22 protein-coding genes are annotated in these 26,599 nt (G+C 39.0%); 11 read left to right on the top strand and 11 right to left on the bottom strand.

The window, feature by feature from the left end:
- Window positions 1–80 precede the first annotated feature (80 nt).
- Window positions 81–284 carry a hypothetical protein gene (locus I6E72_RS05145; RefSeq protein WP_024590352.1) on the top strand — a complete coding sequence of 68 codons (204 nt, stop codon included), beginning with the start codon at window positions 81–83 and terminating at the stop codon, window positions 282–284.
- Window positions 285–360: 76 nt separating this feature from the next.
- On the opposite strand, the gene I6E72_RS05150 is transcribed toward I6E72_RS05145, so the two are convergent.
- The 8 genes from I6E72_RS05150 to I6E72_RS05185 form a co-directional block, all read right to left on the bottom strand.
- Window positions 361–2,919, bottom strand: a complete 2,559-nt coding sequence (locus I6E72_RS05150) for a putative bifunctional diguanylate cyclase/phosphodiesterase (RefSeq protein ID WP_197111297.1) — start codon at window positions 2,917–2,919, stop codon at window positions 361–363.
- Between the two features lie 457 nt (window positions 2,920–3,376).
- Complete coding sequence (locus tag I6E72_RS05155; RefSeq protein WP_149602537.1) at window positions 3,377–3,835, bottom strand: ATPase; 459 nt, start codon at window positions 3,833–3,835, stop codon at window positions 3,377–3,379.
- A 52-nt stretch (window positions 3,836–3,887) separates the two neighbouring features.
- Complete coding sequence (gene hflC / locus I6E72_RS05160; RefSeq protein ID WP_101217825.1) at window positions 3,888–4,871, bottom strand: protease modulator HflC; 984 nt, start codon at window positions 4,869–4,871, stop codon at window positions 3,888–3,890.
- Window positions 4,868–5,809, bottom strand: coding sequence for an FtsH protease activity modulator HflK (gene hflK, locus I6E72_RS05165; RefSeq protein WP_197111520.1), 942 nt, complete (start codon window positions 5,807–5,809; stop codon window positions 4,868–4,870). The genes hflC and hflK overlap by 4 nt, the downstream gene beginning before the upstream one ends.
- A 776-nt stretch (window positions 5,810–6,585) precedes the next feature.
- Window positions 6,586–7,950, bottom strand: coding sequence for a Na+/H+ antiporter NhaA (gene nhaA, locus I6E72_RS05170; RefSeq protein WP_197111299.1), 1,365 nt, complete (start codon window positions 7,948–7,950; stop codon window positions 6,586–6,588).
- A 170-nt stretch (window positions 7,951–8,120) separates the two neighbouring features.
- The gene (locus tag I6E72_RS05175) at window positions 8,121–9,269 is read right to left on the bottom strand and encodes a N(5)-(carboxyethyl)ornithine synthase (protein WP_024607592.1); all 1,149 of its coding nucleotides are present in this window, start codon (window positions 9,267–9,269) and stop codon (window positions 8,121–8,123) included.
- 564 nt (window positions 9,270–9,833) lie between these two features.
- A complete protein-coding gene (locus I6E72_RS05180; RefSeq protein ID WP_197111300.1) occupies window positions 9,834–10,433 on the bottom strand; it encodes a hypothetical protein in 600 nt (199 codons plus the stop codon).
- A 121-nt stretch (window positions 10,434–10,554) separates the two neighbouring features.
- Window positions 10,555–10,980 (bottom strand): hypothetical protein, encoded by a 426-nt coding sequence (locus tag I6E72_RS05185; RefSeq protein WP_197111301.1) that lies wholly within the window; start codon window positions 10,978–10,980, stop codon window positions 10,555–10,557.
- A 570-nt stretch (window positions 10,981–11,550) separates the two neighbouring features.
- On the opposite strand from I6E72_RS05185, the gene I6E72_RS05190 reads away from it, so the two are divergent.
- The 3 genes from I6E72_RS05190 to I6E72_RS05200 all read left to right on the top strand — a co-directional run bounded on the left by I6E72_RS05190 (window position 11,551) and on the right by I6E72_RS05200 (window position 12,917).
- Window positions 11,551–11,853 (top strand): hypothetical protein, encoded by a 303-nt coding sequence (locus I6E72_RS05190; RefSeq protein WP_197111302.1) that lies wholly within the window; start codon window positions 11,551–11,553, stop codon window positions 11,851–11,853.
- 64 nt (window positions 11,854–11,917) lie between these two features.
- Window positions 11,918–12,268: a hypothetical protein gene (locus I6E72_RS05195; protein WP_197111303.1), complete on the top strand. Its 351-nt coding sequence runs from the start codon at window positions 11,918–11,920 to the stop codon at window positions 12,266–12,268.
- Between the two features lie 268 nt (window positions 12,269–12,536).
- Window positions 12,537–12,917, top strand: coding sequence for a hypothetical protein (locus I6E72_RS05200; RefSeq protein WP_197111304.1), 381 nt, complete (start codon window positions 12,537–12,539; stop codon window positions 12,915–12,917).
- A gap of 738 nt (window positions 12,918–13,655) precedes the next feature.
- Here the strand turns inward: I6E72_RS05200 and I6E72_RS05205 are convergent.
- Window positions 13,656–15,059 (bottom strand): sugar porter family MFS transporter, encoded by a 1,404-nt coding sequence (locus tag I6E72_RS05205; protein WP_442960304.1) that lies wholly within the window; start codon window positions 15,057–15,059, stop codon window positions 13,656–13,658.
- A 59-nt stretch (window positions 15,060–15,118) separates the two neighbouring features.
- Window positions 15,119–16,159 carry a LacI family DNA-binding transcriptional regulator gene (locus I6E72_RS05210; protein WP_007375163.1) on the bottom strand — a complete coding sequence of 347 codons (1,041 nt, stop codon included), beginning with the start codon at window positions 16,157–16,159 and terminating at the stop codon, window positions 15,119–15,121.
- A 211-nt stretch (window positions 16,160–16,370) separates the two neighbouring features.
- Between I6E72_RS05210 and I6E72_RS05215 the strand changes: the two genes are divergently transcribed.
- Window positions 16,371–17,981: a glycoside hydrolase family 43 protein gene (locus tag I6E72_RS05215; RefSeq protein ID WP_197111307.1), complete on the top strand. Its 1,611-nt coding sequence runs from the start codon at window positions 16,371–16,373 to the stop codon at window positions 17,979–17,981.
- 105 nt (window positions 17,982–18,086) lie between these two features.
- Here I6E72_RS05215 and I6E72_RS05220 read toward each other — a convergent pair whose 3' ends face one another.
- The gene (locus I6E72_RS05220; RefSeq protein ID WP_197111309.1) at window positions 18,087–19,043 is read right to left on the bottom strand and encodes a Gfo/Idh/MocA family protein; all 957 of its coding nucleotides are present in this window, start codon (window positions 19,041–19,043) and stop codon (window positions 18,087–18,089) included.
- Between the two features lie 162 nt (window positions 19,044–19,205).
- On the opposite strand from I6E72_RS05220, the gene xylB reads away from it, so the two are divergent.
- The 6 genes from xylB to I6E72_RS05250 all read left to right on the top strand — a co-directional run bounded on the left by xylB (window position 19,206) and on the right by I6E72_RS05250 (window position 26,550).
- The gene (gene xylB / locus I6E72_RS05225; protein ID WP_197111311.1) at window positions 19,206–20,663 is read left to right on the top strand and encodes a xylulokinase; all 1,458 of its coding nucleotides are present in this window, start codon (window positions 19,206–19,208) and stop codon (window positions 20,661–20,663) included.
- 30 nt (window positions 20,664–20,693) lie between these two features.
- Window positions 20,694–22,013, top strand: a complete 1,320-nt coding sequence (gene xylA, locus I6E72_RS05230) for a xylose isomerase (protein WP_007375167.1) — start codon at window positions 20,694–20,696, stop codon at window positions 22,011–22,013.
- A 39-nt stretch (window positions 22,014–22,052) separates the two neighbouring features.
- Window positions 22,053–22,991: a transaldolase gene (tal, locus tag I6E72_RS05235; RefSeq protein ID WP_197111313.1), complete on the top strand. Its 939-nt coding sequence runs from the start codon at window positions 22,053–22,055 to the stop codon at window positions 22,989–22,991.
- 58 nt (window positions 22,992–23,049) lie between these two features.
- A complete protein-coding gene (tkt, locus tag I6E72_RS05240; protein ID WP_197111315.1) occupies window positions 23,050–25,068 on the top strand; it encodes a transketolase in 2,019 nt (672 codons plus the stop codon).
- A 107-nt stretch (window positions 25,069–25,175) separates the two neighbouring features.
- Window positions 25,176–25,559, top strand: coding sequence for a hypothetical protein (locus I6E72_RS05245; RefSeq protein WP_197111317.1), 384 nt, complete (start codon window positions 25,176–25,178; stop codon window positions 25,557–25,559).
- 13 nt (window positions 25,560–25,572) lie between these two features.
- Window positions 25,573–26,550 (top strand): aldose epimerase family protein, encoded by a 978-nt coding sequence (locus I6E72_RS05250; RefSeq protein WP_197111319.1) that lies wholly within the window; start codon window positions 25,573–25,575, stop codon window positions 26,548–26,550.
- Window positions 26,551–26,599 lie beyond the last annotated feature (49 nt).

The raw sequence follows: 26,599 nt of genomic DNA on the forward strand, positions 1-26,599 counted from the left end.
CGAGCTTATAATATACAATTGTTTTATATAAATATTTTTTAAAACGAAGCTTTAACAAAACACAGCAAACGGGACTTATTATGACTAATGAAATTAAACACTCAATTGCAAACTTTGCAGCCTTAGAAACTTCAATAGCAAATGGGGAAGAACAATCGGTAAAAGAATTATTAGCAGATCAGTCAATGCAAGAGCTAGAAAAAAGCTACCTGTTAGACTTAGCTAAACTCGGTAATAACAGCGCTATCATAAAGCTATTAAATGATATCCCCGTAAAAAAATAGACGCTCGTGGCTATGTTATTACTCCATAGCTGGCGAGTTAATCCATGTTGTAAGGTAATAATTGATTGTTCTCGTTTTACTTATGATGACTTGTTTTATTTAGGCTATTAATATAATCAATAAGATTATTTAAAGGTATTGGTTTGGAAAAATAATAGCCTTGAACCCTTATACTGCTGAATTGAGATAAATAGGCGATCAGCTCAGCATTTTCAACACCTTCAATGACCACTATTTTTTTAAGCTCTGTACAAATCTTGATGATACCTTCTAATAAAGCGCGTTCTTGGCCCTCATGCTCAGCACCAATCGTGAACTCCCGATCTATTTTTATAATATTAGCAGGCTGCCTCGACAAGTAAGAAAGGCTAGAATATCCAGCGCCAAAGTCATCAATCGCAACGTTAAAGCCCTTAGCCATCAGCTTTCTAAGAACGCCTTCGATAACCCCTTTTTCTGACATGACTGTTTCAGTCACTTCAACGGTGAGCCGATGTGGCTCTATACATTTATCAGAGACTAATTGGCAAATATTTGCAACAAACCCTTGCAGCTGTAATTGCTGGGGTGAAAAATTAACAGCCACAGTAATATTTTTTAACTGCGCAGTATTACTCATATCTTTAAGTACCTGTGCTAGTACTTGTTTGCCAACTTCTAATATTTGCCCCGTTTGCTCTGCTATAGGTATAAAAATAGCCGGGGAAATATACGCACCATTACTTTTCCATCGCACCAAACTCTCAACACTAATCACTTTGTTATCAGATAAACTATGGATTGGTTGGTAATACACTTCTAAGTCACCATCTTTAAGCGCTTTTTGAAGCTCTCCTCTAATGTGGACTATTTCTTTATGCTTATCATCCATTAGCTTATGATAAAAACAAAGCTGATTCCCTCCAAGGGTTTTCGCACTGTCCATAGCAATATCTGCATGCTGTAATAGTACTTTTGAATTTCCTACTCTTTCTTTAGACATCGATATACCAGCGCTGGCTGTAAGATAAATATCAACGTCCTCTAAATAATAAACGTTTGCTAAAGAGCTTATTAATACTGATATTTCTTCTCTTAGTTTATCTTTACTTATATTACTGTAATAAAGAATAAACTCATCATTACCAAAGCGTGCTATTGAGTCGGCTGTCAGCGCGTTATTTTTAAGTCTTCTTGCAACTAGCTTGAGAACTTTATCGCCTATGGCATGCCCTAAACTATTATTTATAGAACTAAAGCCATCTAGGTTTATAAAAACCATTGCACACGGTGAGTTTAACGCTTTGGCCTGCTTAGACTGTTTAGCGTTTATTTCATCATCTAGCGCATCTCGGCGAATTAGCCCTGTTAACTCATCATATTTAGCCATTTTAAACAGCTTTTTTGATTGTTGTTTTAGTAGGTATGAAGAGTCTGAAGCGAGTATAAAAATATAGATAAAGATGAAAGTAAGCCAAATTATAATTTGTTCGACTTTTGCCCTTTCTTTTAATGCAGAGTAGTTATTAATAAAACTATATACATTGTGCTTTAAAATGCCCATTACATCGACTTTTTCTACAATATAGTCACTGTATAAACTCAATAGTATATTTAAATCGTATACATTTTGCTTTTTAGCATTAACAGAAAAGTAAACTTGAGGCGTCAATTCAATAAATACATCAAACGTATTTAGATAATCTATGTATCTGTTCTCAATTAATAAATTCATGTCTAGTAAAGCTAAAACTTGATACTTACTGCCAGTAACTGAATTTATAGGTATCGAAAACATAATAGTCGGCGTACTCGTTTTCAACGTTAATGAATTAGCTGCAAATCTAACTTCATCCGTAGTTGTATTTAACCAGTTCACTACAGAATCACTTGATAGAAATCCACTGGAAATAAATTGCTTAGAAAATATGTCACCTTCAACTAACGTAAGATTTTCATCAAGAATAAGCATCCCTTTGATGATTTTATAATCCCTCGCATAATTTTTCATATCAACAGCGGCAAGCTTTAAAAAATTATCATGACTCACTTTTTCTAATCTCGACTTAATCCGAGATAATGACTTTTTATGCTCATCAAGGTTTTTATTAAGCATTGTCCCCACTAAGCTTATTTTTTCTCGTGCTTTTTCTTCTTCACTACTCACTGTTTTTACTGCACTAGCGTACCATAAAGACACACCCGTAAAGATAACTAAAAACATGACTGCTTTGGTAAACTTAGCCCCTTTAGTTATCGTTGCAGAACATAAAATTTTAATAATGAGCGCTGAGAAAAAAGAAAAAACCATAACGGCATTTAAAGCAGTAATAAATGGATTATCACTAATTAAAAAAAACTTTTCGTCAACGACTCCCCATAAGCTCAATTGAAAATTTAAGAAAAAAGCACACCCTAGAATGCCTAATACAGGAGTCACATATTTAACTTTTTTTGTAAATTTAAAATTAAATAATAAAGTTAAGATTGAGCCTAAAACTAGCGATATTAAAGCGGTACTAATAGAAATGATAGGCATCAGAGGTGCTTCAAGTAAAATACTCTCCAACCCACCCAAAATTACTACAACAACAAAAAACTGAATAAAGCCTAAATATAAAATACTTGCTGCTGATTGAGTTAGAGATAACCGCATGAGTCTGTTGTAACCTTCTAATTTGAGTCGCCAAGATCTTAAACTGTAAAGCAACTGCCGTATTAGTACAGTCAAATTTAATTGTTTTGTATTATATTAAATAAAAAGATACAGCCTTTATGGCTATATATTAAATTGAGGGAATAATCTAACGAAAAATAAGTAGATTCATAGTCATGCAATATCATCTGCTTCTCATTTTAATATCAACCTGCATAAATATTTGAACAATTAAAACAAGTTAAATCACTCTATAACGTTGTTAAATAGCCCCCGTATATAAGCAAATTGGTATAACTGAGTAAACTAGGATTGACTGTCCGGATATGTTGAGCACACCAAACCATTTTACTTAACTCGATTAAAAGAAAAGATCCTTGATATAAATGGATATCACATACATTTGATTGAACTGACACCTTAGTAATACACTAATATTGCCAGTTCAATCAGTCGATTACATATCTGAAAACCGGTTAGCCGATTGCACAATTCTTTTTATCTCATTTTCTTCAATATCTTTTATTGTATCAAGCAACGTTTTTGCGCTTTCGATATCTACACGAGAATATATATGGATGTATAACTCAATAACTTGTTCATGATGGTTTACTATTTTATCCATAATGTCCGAGATATCTAGCTCTTCAAAGAGTGAGTTGCAATCAACGCGCTCAATAATTGAGTGCTTTTCGATGTAATCAAAACACCAGGTGTTTAGCGCTTTTTCGTCTGCCGTATTTTCAAATCCTTGTACAATATTCTCTAAACTCTCCTCATGCTCAGATAGGTAGCGAAGCATCATTCGTGCTCCCTCATCCTTATTTTGTTCAGAGCTCTGGTTTAGGCTATCTTTTAAGTTTTTGTGAAATAAAACGGTCCAATTGAGTACATCTCTAATTGTTTCAATTTGCATTTATTGCTCCTAAGTTTGATGATATCTATACAATATTTAAATATGAAGCATGCTAATTTTTAGGATTAGGCTCACTCGCCTGAGTGTGTTGTAAATACTGAAATAGCTCACTGTCGGTCGATAAAACCAATGTTGTGTTTTGGCTAAGGGCAAGTTCAAGCGCCTGCAACGAACGGGTAAATGCATAAAATGCGACTGCTTGATCATTTTTGTTATAGGCTGAGGCGTAAATAGCGGCTGCTTTAGCATCAGCTTTACCTCTAATTTCTGTTACTGCTCGGTAGGCTTCAGATTGAATTTTATCTAAGTCTCGCTCTCTGTTACCTTGTATACGGGCAGCTTCGCCTTTTCCTTCTGACAAAAAGCGTTCTGCTATTTGACGACGTTCGCTGATCATACGTTCATAGATTTTAGGGCGTACACTTTCATTATAATTAATACGTTTAAAACGAATATCCATAAGCTCAATACCAAATACGCGCACTTTTTTTGCCGCCTCATTAAATATATCTTGCTCGACAACTAAACGTCCCATGCTTATAGGCACTAAACTACCAATATTCTGCTCTTTTTCAGCCTCGGTGAGTGACGAGTCACGCAAAGGTTGGCGACCTTTCGTTGTACGAATAATTTCGATTAATTCGTGTGTGGCTACTGCATTACGCGTTTCACTACCAAAAATATCATCGAGCCTAGACTGTGCGCTTCGCTCATCACCTAAACGTAAAAAATACTGCAACGGATCGGTAACCTGCCACCGCGCATAAAGACTTACAGAAATATAAAGCTTATCTTTGGTCGGCATATCAGAAGGTGTTCCTTCCCATTCCAGCACGCGCTTATCAATAAAATTAACTTGCTGAACAAAAGGCATTTTGAGTTGAATACCCGCCTCTCTAATTGGCTCTCCAACCGGTTTACCAAACTGAGTAATAACCACCTGCTCTACTTCGTTAACCGTATATAAAGCGCTATACAAAGTAACCCCTACAAGTGCAGCTAAAATACTGCTGCCAACGATTAAATAAGATTTCATGGCTGCTGTCCTTTTAGTGAAGTTAAATTGAGTAAAGGTAATACACCGCGTGCTTCGCTATCGATAATAATTTTATTTTTTATCATTGGCATAACATCTGTCATTGTTTCTATATATATTCGTCTGCGTGTTACCTCAGGTGCCAGTTGGTACTGTGCAAACAGCGCATTAAAACGCAGAGCGTCGCCTTCAGCTTCATTAACTCGCTTAAGGCGATAACCGTCAGCCTCTCTTATTCGTTGATCGCGCTCCCCCTCAGCAAGCGGAATAACGCGGTTATATTCGCGACGCGCTTCGTTAATCAACTTTTCTTTCTCTTGTTGAGCCTGATTAACTTCATTGAACGACCCTTGTACTGGTACGGGTGGGTTAATATTTTTTAGTTGAACCTGATCAATACTAATCCCCATTACATATTTGGTTGCCAATGCCTGCATTTTTTGTAATGCCTCAATTTCAATCCCTTGCCTGCCAATGGTAATTACTTCATCTACAGTTCTATCGCCTACAACTTCACGCATAACTGATTCAGACACATATCGTAAAGTGCCTGCCGGGTCGCGCACCTCAAATAAGTACTTTTGGGGATCGGCTATCCGATATTGAATTACCCATTCAATCAGCGCAGTGTTTAAATCGCCAGTTACCATTTGGGTTTCTTCGCGTTGATTTGTTGCAGGTGAAATTTTTGGCGCAAATGAGCGAATATTATTTTCAGGATTAATATTTTGATCTGGGTCGGAGGCTCCAGGAGTAGAAAAACCAAACTCCTGCTTTAATTGCCGCTTAGTAGGCACTATTGTGACGTGATCAACACCTAATGGGATTTTTACATGTAAGCCCGCAGGTAGAATTTCTTGAAACTTACCAAACCTTAATACCAAAGCAACTGAATCACTGGGAACGGTATAGACTGCGCTATAGCCTGTAGCAATCAATCCCAAAAACAGTACTATGGTTAAACTTGTGCTAAATTTTCCACTCAGCAACTTCTTATACTTTTTAAACGCACCGCTCATCACTTTATCGATATCTGGCGGACCGCTTTTACTTTTAGAATTTGGACTATTTTCGTTTTGTGTAGAAATAATATTCTCCTTTTTAAGAAACCAAAAATATGGAGCCTTATTACTACTTTAGATTGTCATAAGCCCTAGGGCCTGTTGATCTTTCAAGGTTAAATTTGCAGCAGTCTGTTTGGTATTTAGGCAAGGCAGAGCCTATGTAGTGTGGTTATTCCCCATAAATGGGCGATAACGTAGCATTAATGCCAAACAGGCGCTGCCCAAAGGGTTCTTTCTAGGGGCTATTTACTCTTTGTTGCTCGGTTTTTACTTAGCCCACTAGGTTACAAACCTCGCGCCGCGATTAAATAGCCCCTAGTTTGAACAAATTTTAACCCGCAAAGATCAACAGACCCTAGCCTAAAGCGCCAACGTGCTTCGCAATCTAGGTGATAACTTCCTCTGTATAATTTAAGGGTAATAATTTAGGGGTAATGATTTAAGGAATCGTTTTAAGATTTAAATTCATATACTTAAGCATTAATTTAAAGCCAAAAAACCTTAGTAAGACATTAGCGTATTTATTTTAATTGGTCTGTTCGCTACAACACATAGCGTGTTTTAAACAATATGTTTAATTGATAAATAAAGGGTTAAGTACAACTAATGAGTACACATTATTGAATACCCATTAGCCCCTTCACGCCCTATTATGGCGTTGAATTAATTGGTTTATTGCTCTTTTTTGAGGCAACCACTCGAATATATAAAACCCCAAGTATTGCAGAAAGAACCGAAGCCACTAAAACCGATGTTTTTGCGTTATGAAGATGCTCGGCTTGCCCATCAAACCCCAACGTAGCAATAAAGGTAGACATGGTGAATCCAATCCCAGCGATAAGTGAAGCACCAATAACATGCTGAAGATTAATGCCCTCAGGCAAGCAACCTATTTTGTAGCGTAAAGCAAGCCAACACGCACCCGAAATACCAATAAACTTACCAACAACAAGACCACTAATAATACCTAAGCCAACGGGATCACTGAGACTCTCAACAAATGAACTAAAGTTAAAAACCACACCCGCATTAACTAAAGCAAATAGCGGTAAAATAAACAGTGCGACAGGCAGGTGCAGCACATCTTCCCATCGACGCAAAGGTGTACCCGCATTTTCGGCTAAATCACGAATTTCGAGTACCTGTTTATGATCCTGTCTGCTAGCCAGAACATCTACTTTCTCTATTTCTTTTTGCATAGAGGTAATGGTTGTTTTTGCCTTTTCAAGCGACCTTCCTGAGCCCAACATTGAGCGTGCAGGAGCCGTTAAAGCAATAGCAACACCTGCTACAGTAGGATGCACACCTGACTGTAACATCATCCACCAGGTGGCAAGACCAATGATAATGTAAAAAAGCGGCTGCCTTATTCCGGCATAATTGGCGGCTACTAAAAAAGCAAATAGAACAACGGCGCATGACAAATACATCACCGATATTTCTTGGGTATAAAACACGGCAATAACGAGTATTGCCCCCACATCGTCAACAATCGCAAGACCTACAATAAAAGCCAACAAGCTTGTGGGTATATGTTTTCTTACAATTGTAAGCACACCTAATGCAAACGCAGTATCGGTTGCCATGGGTATACCCCAACCAATCAGTGAATCTTGCCCCCAGTTAAACAGCGAATAAATACCAGCAGGCACGACCATACCGCCTATGGCGCAAAAAATGAGCATGTGTCTATTTTTGGGCTCAGCTAAATCTCCAGCAAGTACCTCTCGTTTTATTTCAAGCCCAAGCAATAAGAAAAATATCACCATCAAACCATCATTAATAATGTGTTTAAGCGAGGTTTGTAGCTCAAAGTCTCCTAATGAGACTCCTATAGGCGTATGCACTAAGTTTAGATAGGTAGCTGAATAAGCTGAATTTGCCCACCATAGTGCAATGATTGTAGATACCAGAAGAAACAGACTAGAGGTGGTCTGAGCACGCATAAAATTAGAAAATGGGTCGTGCATATAGTCTAAGCCACGATTTAGTATATTTTTAGAATCGTTAGGCATATAAGGTAGCCTTATAAATTGTGGGTGTTCGTTTTATCAAAACTTTTAAGATTTAAGTTCTCCAGTTTTACTATCAGTCAACAAACACTTCGCCTTAAAATTACTAGTATTAAGACGAAGTGCACACCCCTAATTAATCTAATGTAAAATTAGATTAGAGATAGATATAATCATTGTGTTATTACGTTATAAGGGTAAATATTTTCGCGGTTTTGGAATGCCAAAATAGCCGTATTTTTAATTATTCCTTGCTCAATGTTTATTGCACGGCGAATGGTTTCATCTTTTTGCCACTGCAAAGCACCTTTAAGTATCGTTTGTAAATATACAATGAGCGCCGCAGAGATTGAACGCGTCGCGCTTTCCCATAAATAACTCGGTGTATGATCAACGCCATAATAATCCGTGTTGTTATATCGAAATAAAGGGTTTTTAAACGTTGTCGGCTTTGCAAAAAAGAATCCCATCCCCTCATCACAGCTAACATCAATAATTAAGCTGTTAGGTTTTAAGCAGTCGGCTTCTGATTCAATTACAAAGTTAACCGGATGAGCTGTTTCTTGATAAGTCCCGTTCACGATAATATCGGCTTCGCTAATAAGATCGCTAAGTGGTCGATTAGTCCCATCATGTTCAACAACCATCATGCGAGCCTCCCCTTCAAGACCTTCTCGTACCTTAACATAGTGACAATCTAATATTTCTTCACGCACTTCGTGATCAGGGCGCTGAATACAAATTGTAATATCTCTAAAGCCATGCGCTTTAAGAGCATAAATAGCGCCTCTACTCACTGCACCAAAACTAAATATAATCGTTTTACGTTGATCGCCATAATGACCGTCAATACCCTTAAGTTGCAAAGCATGTATTACAGCGCAATACCCTGCCATTTCATTGTTTTTATAAAAAGTATGGCGCCCTACATTTCCTTGTGGTGACCACACATACATATCTTCAAAAGCAATTAAGGTAAGTTTACGTTCTATCGCCGCTTGTGTTATTTCATGCTGTTGAACGCAGTGGGCATAGCCCCAAATAGTGCCTCCTTCGCGCATTTCTTCTAAGTCAGCAAGTACAGGCTTTGCAATAATGGCCGTGCCAATATGGGTAAGTATTTCGCTGCGAGATGCAATGCCACCCGTTAACGTTGCAATATATTCATCGCTAACATTAAAAGCGGTGCCATAGCCTTGTTCAAACACCATTTGTTTTCTAAGATTTTCGGGAATTCGTAATAAGTGCTCTGGGTGAATAGGATACCGTCTTTCATCTGTCTTGCGGGATGTTCCGATAACGCCGATAGTTAATTCACTCATGCTAAGTCCTGTTTATAAAGTAAGTACGCTTGAGTTCATCAACGAATCATCATACTTCGCCAATAAACTTAGGCGGTGTTTTTTCTGTACGTTTTTGGCTCGGATGAACCAACTCTATTTTACAAAGGTGTAATTTTGACAATAAATAATGAAGAGCAGTGAGTTAACTTGCATTGAGTTGCAAGCTGAAGACTATTACCTTTTGAGTAAAAGTGCTGACTGAGTATATCAGAAATAAGTATTACTAACTTGAGTATCTCAGACTGAAATAAAGAGAGTACTCGCTAAGTACTGATGTTTTACCTTCGCAAGTTATTCTGTAGAGCAGGTTTAATCTGCTTTGTATTGGGTTAGCTGAACGTTTGGCTTTAACACCAACTTCGGCTATGTGCCAGTGTAGGTTGGATAAGCGAAGCGCCATCCGACACAGTAAAATACCTTGCCAATTATTATCAACATTTTATGTTGTCGAGTGGCTGGAGAGTGCCAATTGCGGTCATTCAAAAAGAAGGTGGAAAAAGGCAAGACGCGACCCTATTTTCCGTGTGTAACAATTTATTATGTTTATATCGCTGGCATTTCAAAGTTTTCAGCCAAAATGCGTGCATACTCATCACATTCCAAACCATCATCATAAGCCTGCCTAGCTGGCGAATCATCTAACAGGTCTAGTATATTTAGGCCATTAACCTCTACAACTGATGTCCCGTCTATTCTAAGCGCCAAACTTTTAACCTTTGAATACCAATCATCAAAGTTAAGTCTGCTCTTTTTCTTGGCTATTTTATAAAGCCCTTTAAGGCCACCTATATTCACATGATCTTCTGATAATTTCATATATAAATTATTTAATATCATATATTCATTCTCATTAAGCTCTTCATTTTCTAATGCTATATACATAAACTGACCATTGATAAGATCAAAGTATATTTCTTCACTTTCAAAACTGTCGAGGCCATATTCTAATGCTAAAAATATAACTGTAGTTGTACCAATAGTACGGTTTTCTATAGTGCTCGGGATTGCGTCATAAACACTCGAGACTAAAAAGTTCGCAGCTTCATCAGATTTGGAGGAAGAAAACCCTTTATTCTGAAGCAAGTTGCTAACTACCCGCTTCGACTCTGAAAGCATTTTTTTTGCTTTAAAATTAAAAAACATATCTAATTCCAATCAAGTTCAAATTAACCTCTGTAAACATAACGCTTTGCTAATCGGTGGCCGTAGTGTGTCCGTTCAAGCAATTAGTTAGTTTTTTGTTAACACAACAACTAACTTTAATTTATTTAGGAGATTTCAATATTAGTTTCGATTTATTGGGTTGCTGTAGCTTCTGGTCTTGGTCGTTACCAAGAAAGTTATATCCAATCGAGATTGCAGCCACGATACCTACAACGCATACACCAGATACAATCGGGTGAGCTATAACTTTATTAAGTAATTTAAGTTTACTCTCTTGTGGTGGGTGTAGTAGTAAACTACCACTTTCAGTCAGGTGTAAATCTATACACGTCCAACTAGCTTGACCATCAGCACTTAAATGTAACCCACAAGAACAGGAATCAGAGGTTATCAAATTGAGGTCACAAAGTTGTTTGAAATTACGAATAAATTGTTGATCTTGGTTGTCATAGCCAAATTCAGATAGTTTATTAATATCCATAGGATCGTGTACAAAACATTTAAGTAGTTTGATATCTACATCCATAATACATCCTTGTGTTGTGAGAGAATAAGAATACATCTCCTAGCGGAGAGAAACAACTAACAGCGATATCAGAGGACACTTTCCCTTTTTTAGCGCGAAAACGTCTTTATTTTGTGAACTTACATTAATAGCAAACAGATTAAGTCACTGCCAGCTATAAATATTATTGCTTACTGTAGCTTACTTAAACGTGTGGAAAAGGGCAAAGTTATCGCTCAAAGCCGAACTACTTCAAAGTGCCAAAATCAGACCTTCAGGGGTAACTCGTTTCTGCCCCATTATCATTTAGAACATATGCTCACCTACATTCTGCTTAGCTAGGTTAAGCCCTACTCAAGCTAATGTTAATTGCCATATCTAGAGACCACTTTACTCACATTTATAATCAACCCTGAATTTAAATGTGAACTTTAAATAATATTGTCCCTAATGAATACGTATCAGGACAACGATAACACACTATTGCGTTATTGTTCAGTGACTTACGATTAATACGGGTTTGCGTTTAACACTTTTCTGGAGTATCTTATATTCCAGAAAATCAAAGATTATATTTATAAGGGGTTGATAATGAATAAGCATGCAAGCAAGCACTACATTAAAGAATTTGAAGAAGAATTCGAGATATATATGAACAACATATCAGCAGTGTTCTTCAACTCAGGAAAGAAAGCGGCTAGACCGGCTGTACAAGCCTTAGTCGATAGCTATTATCTAGAAAAAGGCGAATTGAATCCACTAATACCTAATTTCAACACCCTGCTAATGCTAATAGAAATTACAAACGCAAGCTATGAAAGTTCAGGAGAGAATCAAAGCTTAAAAATATTAGAGGCAGCAAAACCTTTAATAAGCTTACGCGTAAAAGGCTAAGGAATTAAGCAAATATTTGGATGGCAATTAGTTACTCTTAATTGACATCATCAAGGGGGAGTTTATGAATAGGCTACTAGCAATACCACTAGCAATATGCTCATTTTCAGTTGTGTCAGTAGAACTTCTAACCTATGAAGAATCTCAAATTCAAATAAGTAAATGTGGAAAGGTAGCATTAATTGCGAGCAGAATGCTTGCTGCCGCTACCGTTGATAATATTCCAAAAGAAGAAATGGAAGCCAAATTGAATAAATTTGAAGTATCATCCGAAAAGGAGAGAAAGACGGTTAATTTTGTTAAAAGAGTAATGGCTCATGCATATAGAACAGCTGAATCAGGTTCGACTAGTGGGTTCACTGAATTCTATTATGATGCTTGCTTAAATAACTTCGACAAATTTAAAGACCTTTAACTACTTGTTTCTGCATCGTGTGTTAAGGCTATATTTTCAACGAAAAAGGTGTTTTTAACAAAAAAGCAAAGTGTGAATCACACTTGAGATATCTTTATTAATACTTCATTTGTGAGTTAAAGAAGGCTTCATCAAGTGTGTCACTTGAAGCATAAAGAAAGTTAGAACTATAAAAATATGCACTGAGTATAGTGCGGATATAGGCTATTTATGTCTTGCAATCATCGCAATGCATAAGTACTAAAACGTTATGTTTATCGAGGTAGTTATGGCTGAATTTAATTTTGTAGTCCCATTGTTAACTCTCTTACTGGGAGGGTTAATAGGCAACCGATTGGCTTTAGGACGTGATAAACGTAAAGAGTATAATGCTGTAGTACTTCCCATAAAGCAGAAAGTACTCGCGTACATTGACGAGTTGAAACAATCTAAACATCTTCACTTTAATGAGAGTGAAATAAAAACCTTGCGAGCAGTTGTCTCAGAACGGAAATATAATCAAGTTGAAAACTTATATTGTGAATTTGTTGGATTAATCCAGAAGCACAAACATATAAATGAGGCTGGATATGCTATTTACTCTAAAGAAGCTAACATTGAAATCTCAGATAAATTAGAAAAAATTGATTTTGCACTTTCTTTAAAATAGACATAGACGGAGGAGTTCCTCCCCTCTACACTGCCCGCATGCGGCCCACACAGGACGGTTCATTTAGAACGCCTAATCTAAACTTTCTGGTTAGGGTAGTGAACTGCGATCAATCCATATTTTAGTGAACATAAACCCGTTTTCTTAAGATAGGCATTACTCAGCGCATGCTGTATCTCTAGTCAAAGATCTTAACAAGAATCGAGATTCTCCATACCAAGACTAATGCGAACCATAGCCTTTAGAGTCTAAGCACTAACTTGCTTTTGTCCAAAAACGAGTTTACTCGACCGTCTGCTTCTCGCTCACTGCAGACTATCAGCTGTATTTGCTTTTTAGTTGCTTATTACACAAACTGCGCAACTACGTCTTTTTACAAAAGCTACGTCACGTCTAATATTATTCATTTTTAGAACATGGTCGAAGGTTGATGACCCAGTTAACAACTAAGGGAAAACTGCGATCGAGACAGCTTAAATCGAAATAATAAAAGTTTAAAAAATGATGTTAAACGCTATTACAAATCGTGATATTGAACAAGCGACTCACACTTTACTTAAATGCATTAATAATTTAACTATTGAGAAATGAGATAGTTGCTGCGAGTTTATAAAGTGTTTGGGTTTAGTAAAAAGAAAGCTTAACAAGTGAAGCAGTCAACAACGCCAAAACTATTGCTTTAGTTCTATTATTCTAGTTCTATTGCTTTAGTTTTGGCGCTTATTAAAGGGAGAATATTTACCCTTTCATTTGTTCAAGCTCTTTGCCTTTGGTTTCGTGTAAAAACTTAAATACAAATATAACTGAAACAAACGCGCAAAATGCGTAAAAACCATAAGCCCCTGCTAAACCTATACCGGTGAGCATAACAGGGAACGACCAGGTAATTAAAAAGTTAGCTATCCACTGGGCAAAGCCGGTAACAGCAAGGCCTGAACCGCGAATTTGGTTAGGGAACATTTCGCCTAACATAACCCACATTACAGGGCCCCACGATAGGTTAAAAAAGAACACATACGCATTAGCGGCTATTAAAGCAACCATGCCCTGATCTCCTAATTCTAAGTTACCTGTTGAGCCAATATCTGCGTTTAAAAAGGCATAAACAATAACCGAAAGCGTCACTGTCATACCAATTGAACCGGTTAACAAAAAAGGTTTTCTGCCAATTTTGTCTATAAAATACATGGTAATAAACACCGCTAAAATACTTACAAAACCACTTATTATATTAATGAGTAACGCGTCAGACTCAGTAAAACCAGCTGCTTGCCAAAGTACCGCGCCGTAGTAAAAAACAACGTTAATGCCGACTAATTGCTGAAATGTAGCTAAGCCAATTCCTATCCAAACAATGGGGCGTAAACGTTTTTTAGGTTTATCAATAAGATCAGATAATTTAGGTTGGTGTTTATCGCCAGCAAGCGACTCTGCTATTTCATTTAATTTAAGAGCGGCAGTTTCATCGCCATATAATGACGATAAAACACGTGCAGCAACGTCTTTTTTACCAGCCATAATTAAGTATCGAGGGCTTTCGGGAATAAAAAACAAAGCGATTAAAAACAAGCATGCAGGTAATAATTCAACCCAAAACATCCAACGCCATGTTTCAAAGTCGAGCCAAAATAACGCCGTAGAGCCGCCAGCAGTGTTGGCTAAAAAATAGTTACTTACAAATGCGCTAAACAAACCAAAAATAATAGCCACTTGTTGAAGTGTAGAGAGCGTGCCTCTGTATCGCGCCGGGGCAATTTCGCTAATATAAGCTGGGGTCATAACCGATGCAGCCCCTACCGCTAAGCCACCTAAAATGCGATAAATAACAAATTCAAACGATGTGACTGACACACCCGAGCCCCAAGCACTTATAATAAATAAGGCTGCAGCAAAAAGTAAAATTGGACGTCGTCCAAATTTATCAGCTAATCGACCTGCGCAAAACGCACCAATGGCACAACCAATTAGCATGCTCGATACGTTAAACCCCGTACCCGCACTACTGGAGCCAAACGCCGTTTGTAACCCATCAACCGTGCCGTTAATAACGCCGCTGTCAAAACCAAATAAAAAACCGCCAATGGTCGCAACAAAGCAAACCAGTACTATTAAAAGTACATTTTCTTTCTCGTTCATAAGTATCCATATTGTGTGTTGTTGTTATTTTATATAGATTTTGAAGCTCAAAAGGGTGTGCTTATTTAGTTGTTTTTATTGGTTGAGCTTGATTCTCTTTCTATTAATTCAAAATCTAAAATATGTCTTAAGTCTAAACTTTTTACATTGCTCAAATCGTTATACTGACCCGATGCAAGTAAAGTAATGGCAAGCTCAGCCATTTCATTAATGGGCTGTTTTACCGTAGAAATATTTGGCCAAACTATGGTTGCAAGTTGCGTGTCATCAAAGCCAACAACCGACAGTTCGCTTGGAATATTAATACCTTGTTTTTGAGCTATTGAGATTACAGCGGCTGCCATGTCATCGTTAGCTGCAAAAATAGCTGTAGGCTTATCATCAAGTGAAAGTAATTTTATTGCCGCTTCCATGCCCGATTGATAAGTAAAACTGCCCTGCTCTATATACTCAGGTGGCGTTATTATTTTATTAGAGCGCAGTGCATCTAAATAACCTTGGTAACGCAAACGGCTAACACCTTGTTTAGTGTCGCCAATAATATGTGCAATTTTGCTATGCCCTTGATTTATTAAATGCTCTGTAACATCAAACGCTGCTTGGTAATCGTCCATGCATATATAAGGGGATCGATTTAATTTTGTATCTGGCGTTATTCTTACAAATGGAATATTTGCTTTAGTAAGAACATCTAAAACCTGTTCGTTGTCGCACATAGGTGGCAGTAAAATCATGCCATCAACCTGTGTAACATCAATAAGTTGCTTTACCGATTCAATTGTTTTGTCAATATCGGTATGCGCTTCGTCAACAACAAGGTGGTAGCCCAGTGCGCGGCATTTTTTAAGCGCTGCCAATAAAAATTGGCTTATGTAAGAGTCACTTGGGTTATCGTATAAAAGCCCTAAAAAGAATGACTTAGTACTAGCAAGGCGCCTAGCAGACACATTTGGCCTGTAATTTAATTGCTCAACAACAGCCATTACTTTTTCGCGGGTTTTGTCGCTTACTTTTTTGTCTTGGTTGAGCACGCGCGAAACTGTCATCATTGATACACCAGCCTGCTCGGCTACATCTTGTATTCTTGCTCTTTTAGGATCGGCCATTACTGTTATTACCTACTCACAATCAGTGGATTGTTATAATTAACTTTCTTAATTTTCATTATACATAATTGTAAAGCTTGATATTGTTTACAGCGCGTTTTAAATGATTACTTATTGACAAAGTCTTATACTACACTGAAAATGTTAGCGCTAACAACAAATTTATAATCTTCACACCCAATAATATAAAAAACTTAAAAAGGCCTATATTATGAGCATGCTGCAAAACCCAATTCTAAGAGGCTTTAACCCAGACCCAAACATTGTCAGAGTTAATAACGACTACTACATAGCCACTTCAACATTTGAATGGTTTGGCGGTGTGCAAATTCACCACTCTACCGATTTAGTAAATTGGCGAGTTATAGGCCAAGCACTTAACACCGTAGAGCAACTCGATATGCGAGGAGTGCCCGACTCTTGCGGTGTATGGGCACCGCAACTTAGCTACAACAATGGGCGTTTTTATTTGGTGTATACCAATGTAAAAAGCTTTGATGGCCCATGGAAAGACACGCCAAACTATTTTGTATCAACCACTGATATTACCGGTAACTGGTCACAAGCGACTTACTTAAATTCTAGCGGTTTTGATCCGTCTATTTTTCACGATGATGACGGTAAAAGTTATTTGCTAAACATGCTGGTTGATCACCGCAACAACGCACTATTTGGTGGCATAGTAATGCAAGAGCTTTGCCTAAAAACCAATAAATTAATAGGCGATGTTAAACCTATATTTGCAGGCACAGAGCTTGGTTGCACTGAAGGCCCGCATATTTTAAAACGTGGCGATTACTACTATTTAATTACTGCTGAAGGTGGCACAGGGTATGAACACTGCATTAGTATTGCGCGCTCTAAAAACGTATTTGGCCCTTACCAAGTACACCCGCACAACCCCGTAATAACAGCAGTACATGAGCCGAGTAATGCGCTGCAAAAATGTGGCCATGGGGATTTTTTTCAAACGCAAAACGGTGATTGGTACACGGTATTTTTAACATCAAGGCCACTATCTGAGCGTGGCCGCTGCATTACAGGCCGTGAAACAGGGATTGAGCAAATAATCTGGAGAGACGATGGCTGGCCTTATGCAAAACACACAAATAAAGCCCCCAGAATACACGTACCCGTTGAAGGTTTAACGCTAAATCCACAGTCGCAATCCTCAACACATATTGATTTTAGTAACGATGGGCTTACTGTTGATTTTCAGTCATTGCGCATACCTATGTGCAAAAATTGGGTCTATAAAAACACTCAAAAAGCATCGCTTACCCTAGTGGGGAAAGAGTCTTTAAGCTCATTGCATCAGCAAAGTTTTATTGCCAGGCGTATACAGGCTCATCATACTGTTAGCAGCACATGCGTTGATTTTGCGCCGAGCAGTTTTCAGCAAATGGCGGGGCTAGTATGTTATTACAACACCGCGCATTACTACTATTTGCATATAAGCGGCGGCGATGTAGGCGATGAAACCACACCGCGTTATTTAAATATAATAAGCTGCGATAAATACCAAACAAGCACGCCTGTTGCACCGCTTTTGCTTAAAACAAACAAGCCTGTTTACTTAAAAGCTGATTTTAATGGCGCTCAGCTGCAGTTTTACTACGCCACCGAGGAAAACTGCTGGATAAAGTTTGGTCCAGTGCTCGATGGCAGTATTTTATCTGATGATTACGTGCAGCAATCACCACAAGGGTATCGACCGTGTTTTACCGGTGCTTTTATTGGTATGGCGTGCCAAGACTTATCGGGGGCAAATAAAGAAGCTCACTTTTCATTTTTTAATTATGACGAACCTAGCGACGAATAAATCGCCGCTAGTTAAGTTTATTAGTTGATTGAAAGCTTTTTGAAACTGCTTTAAAGCTCATTCAAAACTCTTTTAAAGCTCTATTAAAGTTCTCTTAAAACTATTTTAAAACAGGGCTTTAATACGCTCCATTTGCGATTGTAAAAGTAAACTTTGAGAGTGGCTCATAATGTCACTCTCTCGTTTGTTTTCGCTCAGTAAGCGCCCTACTTCTTGCGCTTCAAAGCTATAACCTTGTGACTGCCTGCCATCTTCAAAATGCTCAATTAAGTCATCAAGCTCATACAAAGAGCACTCATAAGCCCTAAATGCATCGGGTATTTTTATATAGCCTTTGTCGCCAATAATATACGCGCCATTCCCTAACCGGCATTGAAATGACGTTGCTAAGCTCACCATTACATCACCACAATTAGCAGTAATAAGTACATCGTCTTCCACGCCTTTGTAGCGAATATTTGCTCTTACGTATAAGTTTTCAAGGTCGTTATTTAAAAAGTAATTGGCAATTGCAAGCGGATAAATTCCCATATCAAGTAAACAACCGCCCGCTAAATCTGGGTTGTATTCACGCCCATCGGGATTAAAAGGCACAGGGTAGCCAAAGTCAGCTTTAACATGTTTAATAGTGCCAATTCGCCCTTGCTCTACCCATTGTTTTGCTTTTTGTATTGCAGGTAAAAAGTACGTCCACATGGCTTCCATTAAAAATACGTCGTGCTTTTTAGCCAGTAAAGACAACTGCTTACACTCTTCAGCCGAGACCGTAATAGGCTTTTCGCACAATACATGCTTACCTGCTTTAATAGCATCGCTGGCATTTTTAAAGTGAAAGTTATGCGGGGTCGCAATGTAAACTACATCAACGTTTTTATCGTCAAATAATGCTTGATACCCTTCGTAGGCATTTGCCGCGCCATACTTGCTCGCAAAGGCGCTTGCATCTTCCCCACTTCTTGCTGCAACCGCGTACGCAACACCATTATTGGTATGTACTAAGTCTTCACAAAATTGTGCAGCAATTCGGCCACAACCAACAATACCCCAGTTTATTTTTTTCATAGTGTTTCCTTATGATCTTAAAAAGAAATTTAAGTGAACTCCAACAACCAAGCAATAAACTTGCAAATTAATTGTTAAACATAGTTTAAAACTAGCTTGACTTAACAATATCAAATCATTAATGTTAGCGCTAACACTAAAACAACATTAAGTATCACATTTATGTTCCTTGGTATCGATTTAGGCACTTCAGGTGTAAAAGTAATTATTTTAGACGAGAAAGACCAATTGCTTGCTCAAGCAAGTGGATCTTTAAGCGTTTCACGCCCTGCACCACTTTTTTCTGAGCAAAACCCTACAGACTGGTGGCTTGCTACATGTAGTGCAATCGAGGATCTTAAAAATACTCACCCTGCATTACTAAAATCGGTAAAGGCTGTGGGCCTTTCTGGGCAAATGCATGGCGCTACGCTGCTTGATAAAAACAATAATATTATTCGCCCAGCCATTTTATGGAACGACGGGCGTAGTGCTGCACAATGTGTAGAGCTTGAAAAACGCGAACCAAATTCTCGTAATATTACCGGCAACATTGCAATGCCTGGTTTTACTGCACCTAAATTGGTGTGGTTAAAAGAGTTTGAGCCAGAAAATTTTGCAAAAGTAGCCAAAGTATTATTACCAAAAGACTACCTACGCTTTTTAATGACCGGCGATTTTGCATCAGATATGTCTGACTCTGCAGGCACATTATGGCTAGACGTAGAAAAAAGAGCATGGTCGCAAAAAATGCTTAGTGCTTGCGACTTAACAGAGCAACACATGCCTACTCTTTTTGAAGGCACACAAATTACAGGCAAATTAACAGCCCAAGTTGCTGCTAAATGGGGAATGGAGCAAGTACCTGTTGTTGCAGGCGGTGGCGATAATGCCGCAGGCGCTGCCGGTGTAGGCGTAGTAAAGCCAAAACAAGCGTTTTTATCATTAGGTACTTCGGGCGTTTACTTTGTTGCCAACGAAAAATACCTGCCTAACCCAGAAGGTGCTGTACATACTTTTTGTCATTGCATTGAAAACACCTGGCACCAAATGTCAGTGGTGTTAAGCGCAGCAAGCTGTTTAACCTGGGTCACTAAATTAACTGGTTTTGAAAACGAAGGTGCATTGCTTAAACAAGTAAGTAAATGCGACTTTAGCAAACCAAGCTCTGTGATATTTTTGCCTTATTTAACTGGTGAACGTACGCCGCATAATAACCCCGATGCCAAAGGCGTGTTTTTTGGTTTAGACAGTGATACCGATGCAGCAGCCCTTGGCCGCGCAGTACTCGAGGGCGTTGCTTTTGCCTTTGCCGATGGCCAACAAGTACTGCTTGATGCCGGCGCACAAATTGACGATGTAACCGTTATTGGTGGTGGCGCTAAAAGCCCACTGTGGGGAAAAATCATTGCAAGTGTACTCAACCGCCCCCTAATTTACCGAGAAGGCTCAGAAGTTGGCCCCGCATTTGGCGCAGCAAGACTTGCCCGAATAGCAGTAACACAACTCCCTGCACAACAAGTGTGTGTTAACGGCAAAGTAACGCAAACAATTGAGCCAGACCCAGTCATGCAAGACTTTTACGCACAGCAATACACAACATACAAAGCACTTTACCAAAGTGTAAAAACATACTTTTAATACACTATTATAAAATTAATGGAGCACATTATGAGCGAACAATTTTTTACAAACGTTGAAAAAATCAAATTTGAGGGTGAAAACTCTAAAAACCCATTTGCATTTCGTTACTACGACGAAAACCAAGTAGTGCTTGGCAAAACAATGAAAGAACATTTACGTTTTGCAGCCTGTTACTGGCATAACTTTTGTTCTACAGGGTTTGATATTTTTGGTGAAGGTACGTTTGACCGTCCTTGGATCCAACCTGTAGGCAATCAATTAGAACTTGCTGAACAAAAAGTAAAAGTAGCCTTTGAATTTTATGAAAAATTAGGCGTTCCTTACTTTTGTTTTCATGATGTTGATATTGCCCCTGAAGGCAAAACACTACAAGAAAGCCACGATAACGTAACGCACATAGCTAACATTATCGAAAAAGAAATGCAGCGCACAGGTGTAAAACTACTGTGGGGTACTGCTAACTTATTCTCAAATCAGCGTTTTTGTGCCGGTGGTGCAACAAACCCTAATCCTAATACGTATGCATATGCAGCAGCACAAGTTAAACATGCAATGGAAATTACACATCGTTTAGGCGGCGAAAACTACGTACTTTGGGGTGGTCGTGAAGGTTACGACACGCTACTAAATACAGACCTTGCACAAGAAAGCGAACAGTACGCACGCTTTTTGAAAATGGTTGTAGAGCACAAGAAAAAAATTGGTTTTAAAGGCACATTATTAATTGAGCCAAAACCACAAGAGCCAACTAAGCACCAGTACGATTACGATACAGCAACGGTTGCAGGCTTTTTATACAAGCACGGCTTACAAGACGAAATTAAAGTAAACATTGAAGCAAACCACGCAACACTTGCGGGTCATAGTTTCCACCACGAAATTGCAGTTGCTTGCGCTGAGGGCATTATGGGTAGTATTGATGCTAACCGTGGCGACATGCAAAACGGTTGGGATACTGACCAATTTCCTAACGACGTAGCTGAGTGCACACTTGTTGTTTACGAAATTTTAAAAATGGGTGGTTTTACAACGGGCGGCTTTAACTTTGACACTAAACTTCGTCGTCAATCTTGTGAGCGTGATGACTTATTCATTGGTCACATTGGCGGTATGGATACGATGGCTAAAGCATTACTCAATGCAGCAGCAATGATTGAAGGCGGCGAGCTGACTGATTTTGTTGAAAAACGTTACGCAGGCTGGAAAGAAGACCTAGGTCAAAGCATTCTAAATGGTGAGCAATCACTTGAAAGCCTTTCAGCCTTAGTACACGAGAACAACATCGATCCTAAGCAAGTTTCTGGTCGCCAAGAACTGCTTGAGAATATTGTTAACCGCTACGTATAAGGACATAGCCTCGGTTTTAAAGCCGAGGCGTACATCATTATGAACTTGTTAGAACAACTCAAAAAAGTAACCACAGTCGTTGCCGACAGTGGCGATGTAGAGTCAATCAAAGCTCTACAACCGGTTGATGCAACAACCAACCCTTCGTTAATTTTACAAGCTGCAAAATTACCTCAGTATAAACATTTAATTAGTGATGCTATAAGCAAAGCTGGCAACGACGTTGACGCTATTTGCGACCAACTTATTGTTAACTTTGGCTGTGAAATACTAAAGGTAATACCAGGGCGTATATCAAGCGAAGTAGATGCGCGTTTATCGTTTGACACCCAAGCAAGTATTGCCAAAGGGCGTAAGCTTATTTCGCTTTACGAGCAAGCGGGTATTTCAAAAGACCGCGTACTTATTAAACTTGCTTCAACATGGGAAGGCATTAAAGCCGCCGAACAGTTAGAAAAAGAAGGTATTAAGTGTAACTTAACCCTGCTTTTTTCGATGGCTCAAGCCATTGCATGCGCACAAGCTAACGTAACGCTTATATCTCCGTTTGTTGGTCGTATTCTTGATTGGTACAAAGCCCGCGATAATAAAGAATACACCCCAAGCGAAGATCCTGGTGTGCAGTCGGTTACAGGTATTTATCAGTACTATAAAAAGTACGATTATAAAACCGTGGTAATGGGCGCAAGCTTTAGAAACATTGAAGAAATAATCGAACTTGCTGGCTGTGATTTACTCACTATCTCGCCACCACTGTTAAATAGTTTACAAAGCCAAGAAGGTGAACTGGTTACTAAACTTGACGCTGCAAACATAACAAAAGCGCCGCGAAGTGAAATAACCGAGCTTACCCATCAGCAGTTTTTATGGCAGCACAACGAAGATGCAATGGCCAGCGAAAAGCTCGGTGAAGGCATTCGTAACTTTGCCAAAGACCAGCGTATTTTGGCTAAATTGGTTGAAGACCTACTACACTAATTTCCCTCAAGCCTGCCACATTACGTGCGGGCTTTTTTAATTTTATTTGAGGTAATACATGACTCAGCTTTCTTCTCGTGCGCCTTTTGCTAATGCCATTCGCGCACTAAGTATGGATGCGGTACAGCAAGCAAATTCAGGGCATCCGGGCGCACCTATGGGTATGGCCGATATAGCCGAAGTACTGTGGAACGATTTTTTAAACCACAATCCTAACGATCCAAATTGGCCAAACCGAGACCGCTTTGTACTCAGTAACGGGCACGGCTCTATGCTTATTTATTCTTTATTGCATTTAAGCGGGTACCAACTACCACTTAGCGAGCTTAAACAATTTAGACAAATGCATTCCAAAACCCCAGGTCACCCTGAATACGGTTACACCCCAGGTGTTGAAACAACAACAGGTCCGCTTGGCGCAGGTTTATCAAATGCCGTAGGCATGGCCATTGCCGAAAAAGCCCTAGCAGCACAATTTAACAAAGAGAGTTTTGATATTGTTGATCATTACACTTACTGTTTTATGGGCGATGGCTGTTTAATGGAAGGTATATCGCACGAAGCATGTTCGCTTGCAGGCACATTAGGCCTGGGTAAACTTATTGCTTTTTGGGACGATAACGGCATATCTATCGACGGACACGTTGAGGGCTGGTTTACCGACGACACCGCTAAACGCTTTGACTCTTACGGCTGGCATGTAATAAAAGATATAGACGGCCACGACCCAGAGCAAATTGCCAGCGCCATTGCACAAGCAAAACAAGTGAGCGACAAACCTACTCTACTTTGTTGTAAAACCGTGATTGGTTTTGGCTCGCCAAATAAATCAGGCTCGCACGACTGCCATGGCTCGCCATTAGGTAATGACGAAATAACTGCGGCGCGCAAATTTTTAAACCTCCCAAATGAAGCATTTAGTATCAGTGATGATATTTACGCCCATTGGGACGCTAAACAAAGCGGTGATAAAAAACAAAAACAATGGCAGCAACTGTTTAGCGACTACACCAAAAGCCACCCAGAGCTTGCCAAAGAATTTGAACGCCGCGTAATTAAACGCACCCTGCCTGAAAGTTTTGAAGCTATTGCAAACAACTACATTGCACAGTGCAACAATGACGCCGCTAATATTGCAAGCCGAAAAGCCTCGCAAAACACTATTGAAGCCTTTGCCCCGCATTTACCAGAGTTATTGGGTGGCTCTGCCGATTTAGCTGGTTCTAATTTAACGCTGTGGTCTGGCTCTAAAGGCATAAGCGCAGATGACGCCAGCGGTAATTACCTGTTTTATGGCGTGCGCGAGTTTGGTATGAGCGGCATTATGAATGGCATATCACTGCACAGTGGTTTTATTAATTACGGCGCTACATTTTTAATGTTTATGGAATATGCCCGTAACGCAGTCAGAATGTCGGCACTTATGGGTATTCAAAATATATTTGTGTATACCCACGACTCTATTGGCCAAGGTGAAGACGGTCCAACTCACCAACCTATTGAGCAACTAGCCAACCTACGTATGACCCCAAACCTAGTCACATGGCGCCCATGTGACGCAGTAGAAACCGCAGTATCGTGGAAAAACGCGATACAAAATCAGCAGCAACCTACTGCGCTTATTTTTAGTCGCCAAGGGCTCAACCACCAGCCACGTAGTGCTCAGCAAATTAGCGATATAGAAAAAGGCGGCTATATTCTTAGCGAAAGCAATAAAGCACCTGAGCTTATTTTAATTGCAACGGGTTCTGAAGTTGATTTAGCAATGCAAGCCGCAAAAGAGCTCACAGCACAAGGTGTTGCAGTGCGTGTGGTATCAATGCCAAGCACCACATTGTTTGATCTACAATCAGACGATTACAAGCAAAGTGTATTGCCAAACTCGGTAGCAAACCGTATTGCAATTGAAACATCACACCAAGATTACTGGCTAAAATATGTAGGCTTACAAGGCAAAGTAATTGGTATGAGCACTTTTGGTGAGTCGGCGCCAGGTAACGTGTTATTAGAGCATTTTGGCTTTACCACCAAAAATGTAGTGAGCACCGCGCAGGCGTTAATTAAAGCCAACGCTTAATATATTTAGTACGCGTAATGCGCTAAATAATTCAAACTTTATCCAATTAATGCGCTAAGCCTCCCAAAGCTCGGCGCATTTTTATAATTAACTAACAAAGGTGAACTATGAAATACTTACTATTAATTATGCTTTTTAGTGCAAGTACTAGTTTTAACGCATGGGCAAATGACGAGCAAAATGATGAACTAATGCTAACGATTTTTTTAAAACACGACCAATCAAAAAATCTCTCTGAAATAAAAGAAATACTCAACAACGCTAACTTTTACAAACATTTTCCGCCAGAGGGCGCAACGGTAGAATCTTGGAAAGTAATGATGGGCATAGGGCAAGTAGTCACTTTGCGCTTTCCGGCAGCGCTGTTACCAAAAGTAAACTTATCGATTGAACGTTATGGTTGGAAAGCTTACAGCACTGAGTTTTACCCAACTTACGATCTGTACCCAATCGTAAAAGAAGAAATTAAAAAAGCTAGAGCGAACAATTAAAAGAGTAGCCATCATGACAACTTCACTTGTTCAATACACGCTAAGTAATGAGGTAAACGATACTATTTCTATTATTAACTACGGTGCCCGGCTTACCAGCTGGGTTACCCATATTGATAATAAAAAACGAAATATTATACTTGGTTATTCTAATATTAATGACTATTTGAACGACACGTTTTACTTAGGCGCTATAGCCGGCCCTTATGCAAACAGGCTAAGTAACGCCCAAATAAACATTGATGATAAAGCCTATGTACTTAATAAAAACGAAGGCGTAAACCAACTTCACGGCGGCCAAAAAGCATTAAGCGACTTATTTTGGCAGCTCGATTATCATCAAAAAAATGCATTAAGTTTAAGTATTACCCTGCCTGATGGTTACAACGGCTACCCCGGTAAAACTATATTTAACGTGCTGTATACCTTTACCACTAACAGTAAAAGCCACAGTAATCTTGATATTAAATTTACAATTACCAGTAATAAAAAAACCATTGCAGGGCCAACAGCGCACCCATATTTTAATTTAAATGGCATTACTAACAGCGCACAAGGGCATACATTAAAACTGGCTGCCGCGTATTATACCCCCGTAGATACAAACGCCATTCCCACAGGTTTAATAGCCCCTGTAGCAAATACCACTTTTGACTACACAAATATGCGCGTGCTTAATAAAATCGATAAACTCGATCATAACTTTGTAACCGAGCAAGTACTTAACCTGCAAACCAATAAGCAACACGCGACGCTTACAAGCGCCGATGAAAAAGTAATGCTGAGTGTGCTTTCTAACTACCCTGCTATTCAGGTATATACAGGGCAGCACTTAAAAAATCCGTTTAACCAATTTGACGGTATTTGCTTAGAGCCGCAATTTTGCCCCGACAGCCCCAATAACCCACACTTCCCATTTAGCTATTTAACACCACAAGTGCCTTTGCAAACGCATATTAGTTACTGCTTAACTAAAACCAATAAAAAATAGCTATTTTATAAACCAAAAAAGGATCGCTATTAAGCGATCCTTTGCGGGA

The organism is Pseudoalteromonas sp. NSLLW24 (assembly GCF_015864725.1).
In the GTDB taxonomy this organism is placed as follows: Bacteria; Pseudomonadota; Gammaproteobacteria; order Enterobacterales; family Alteromonadaceae; genus Pseudoalteromonas; species Pseudoalteromonas arctica.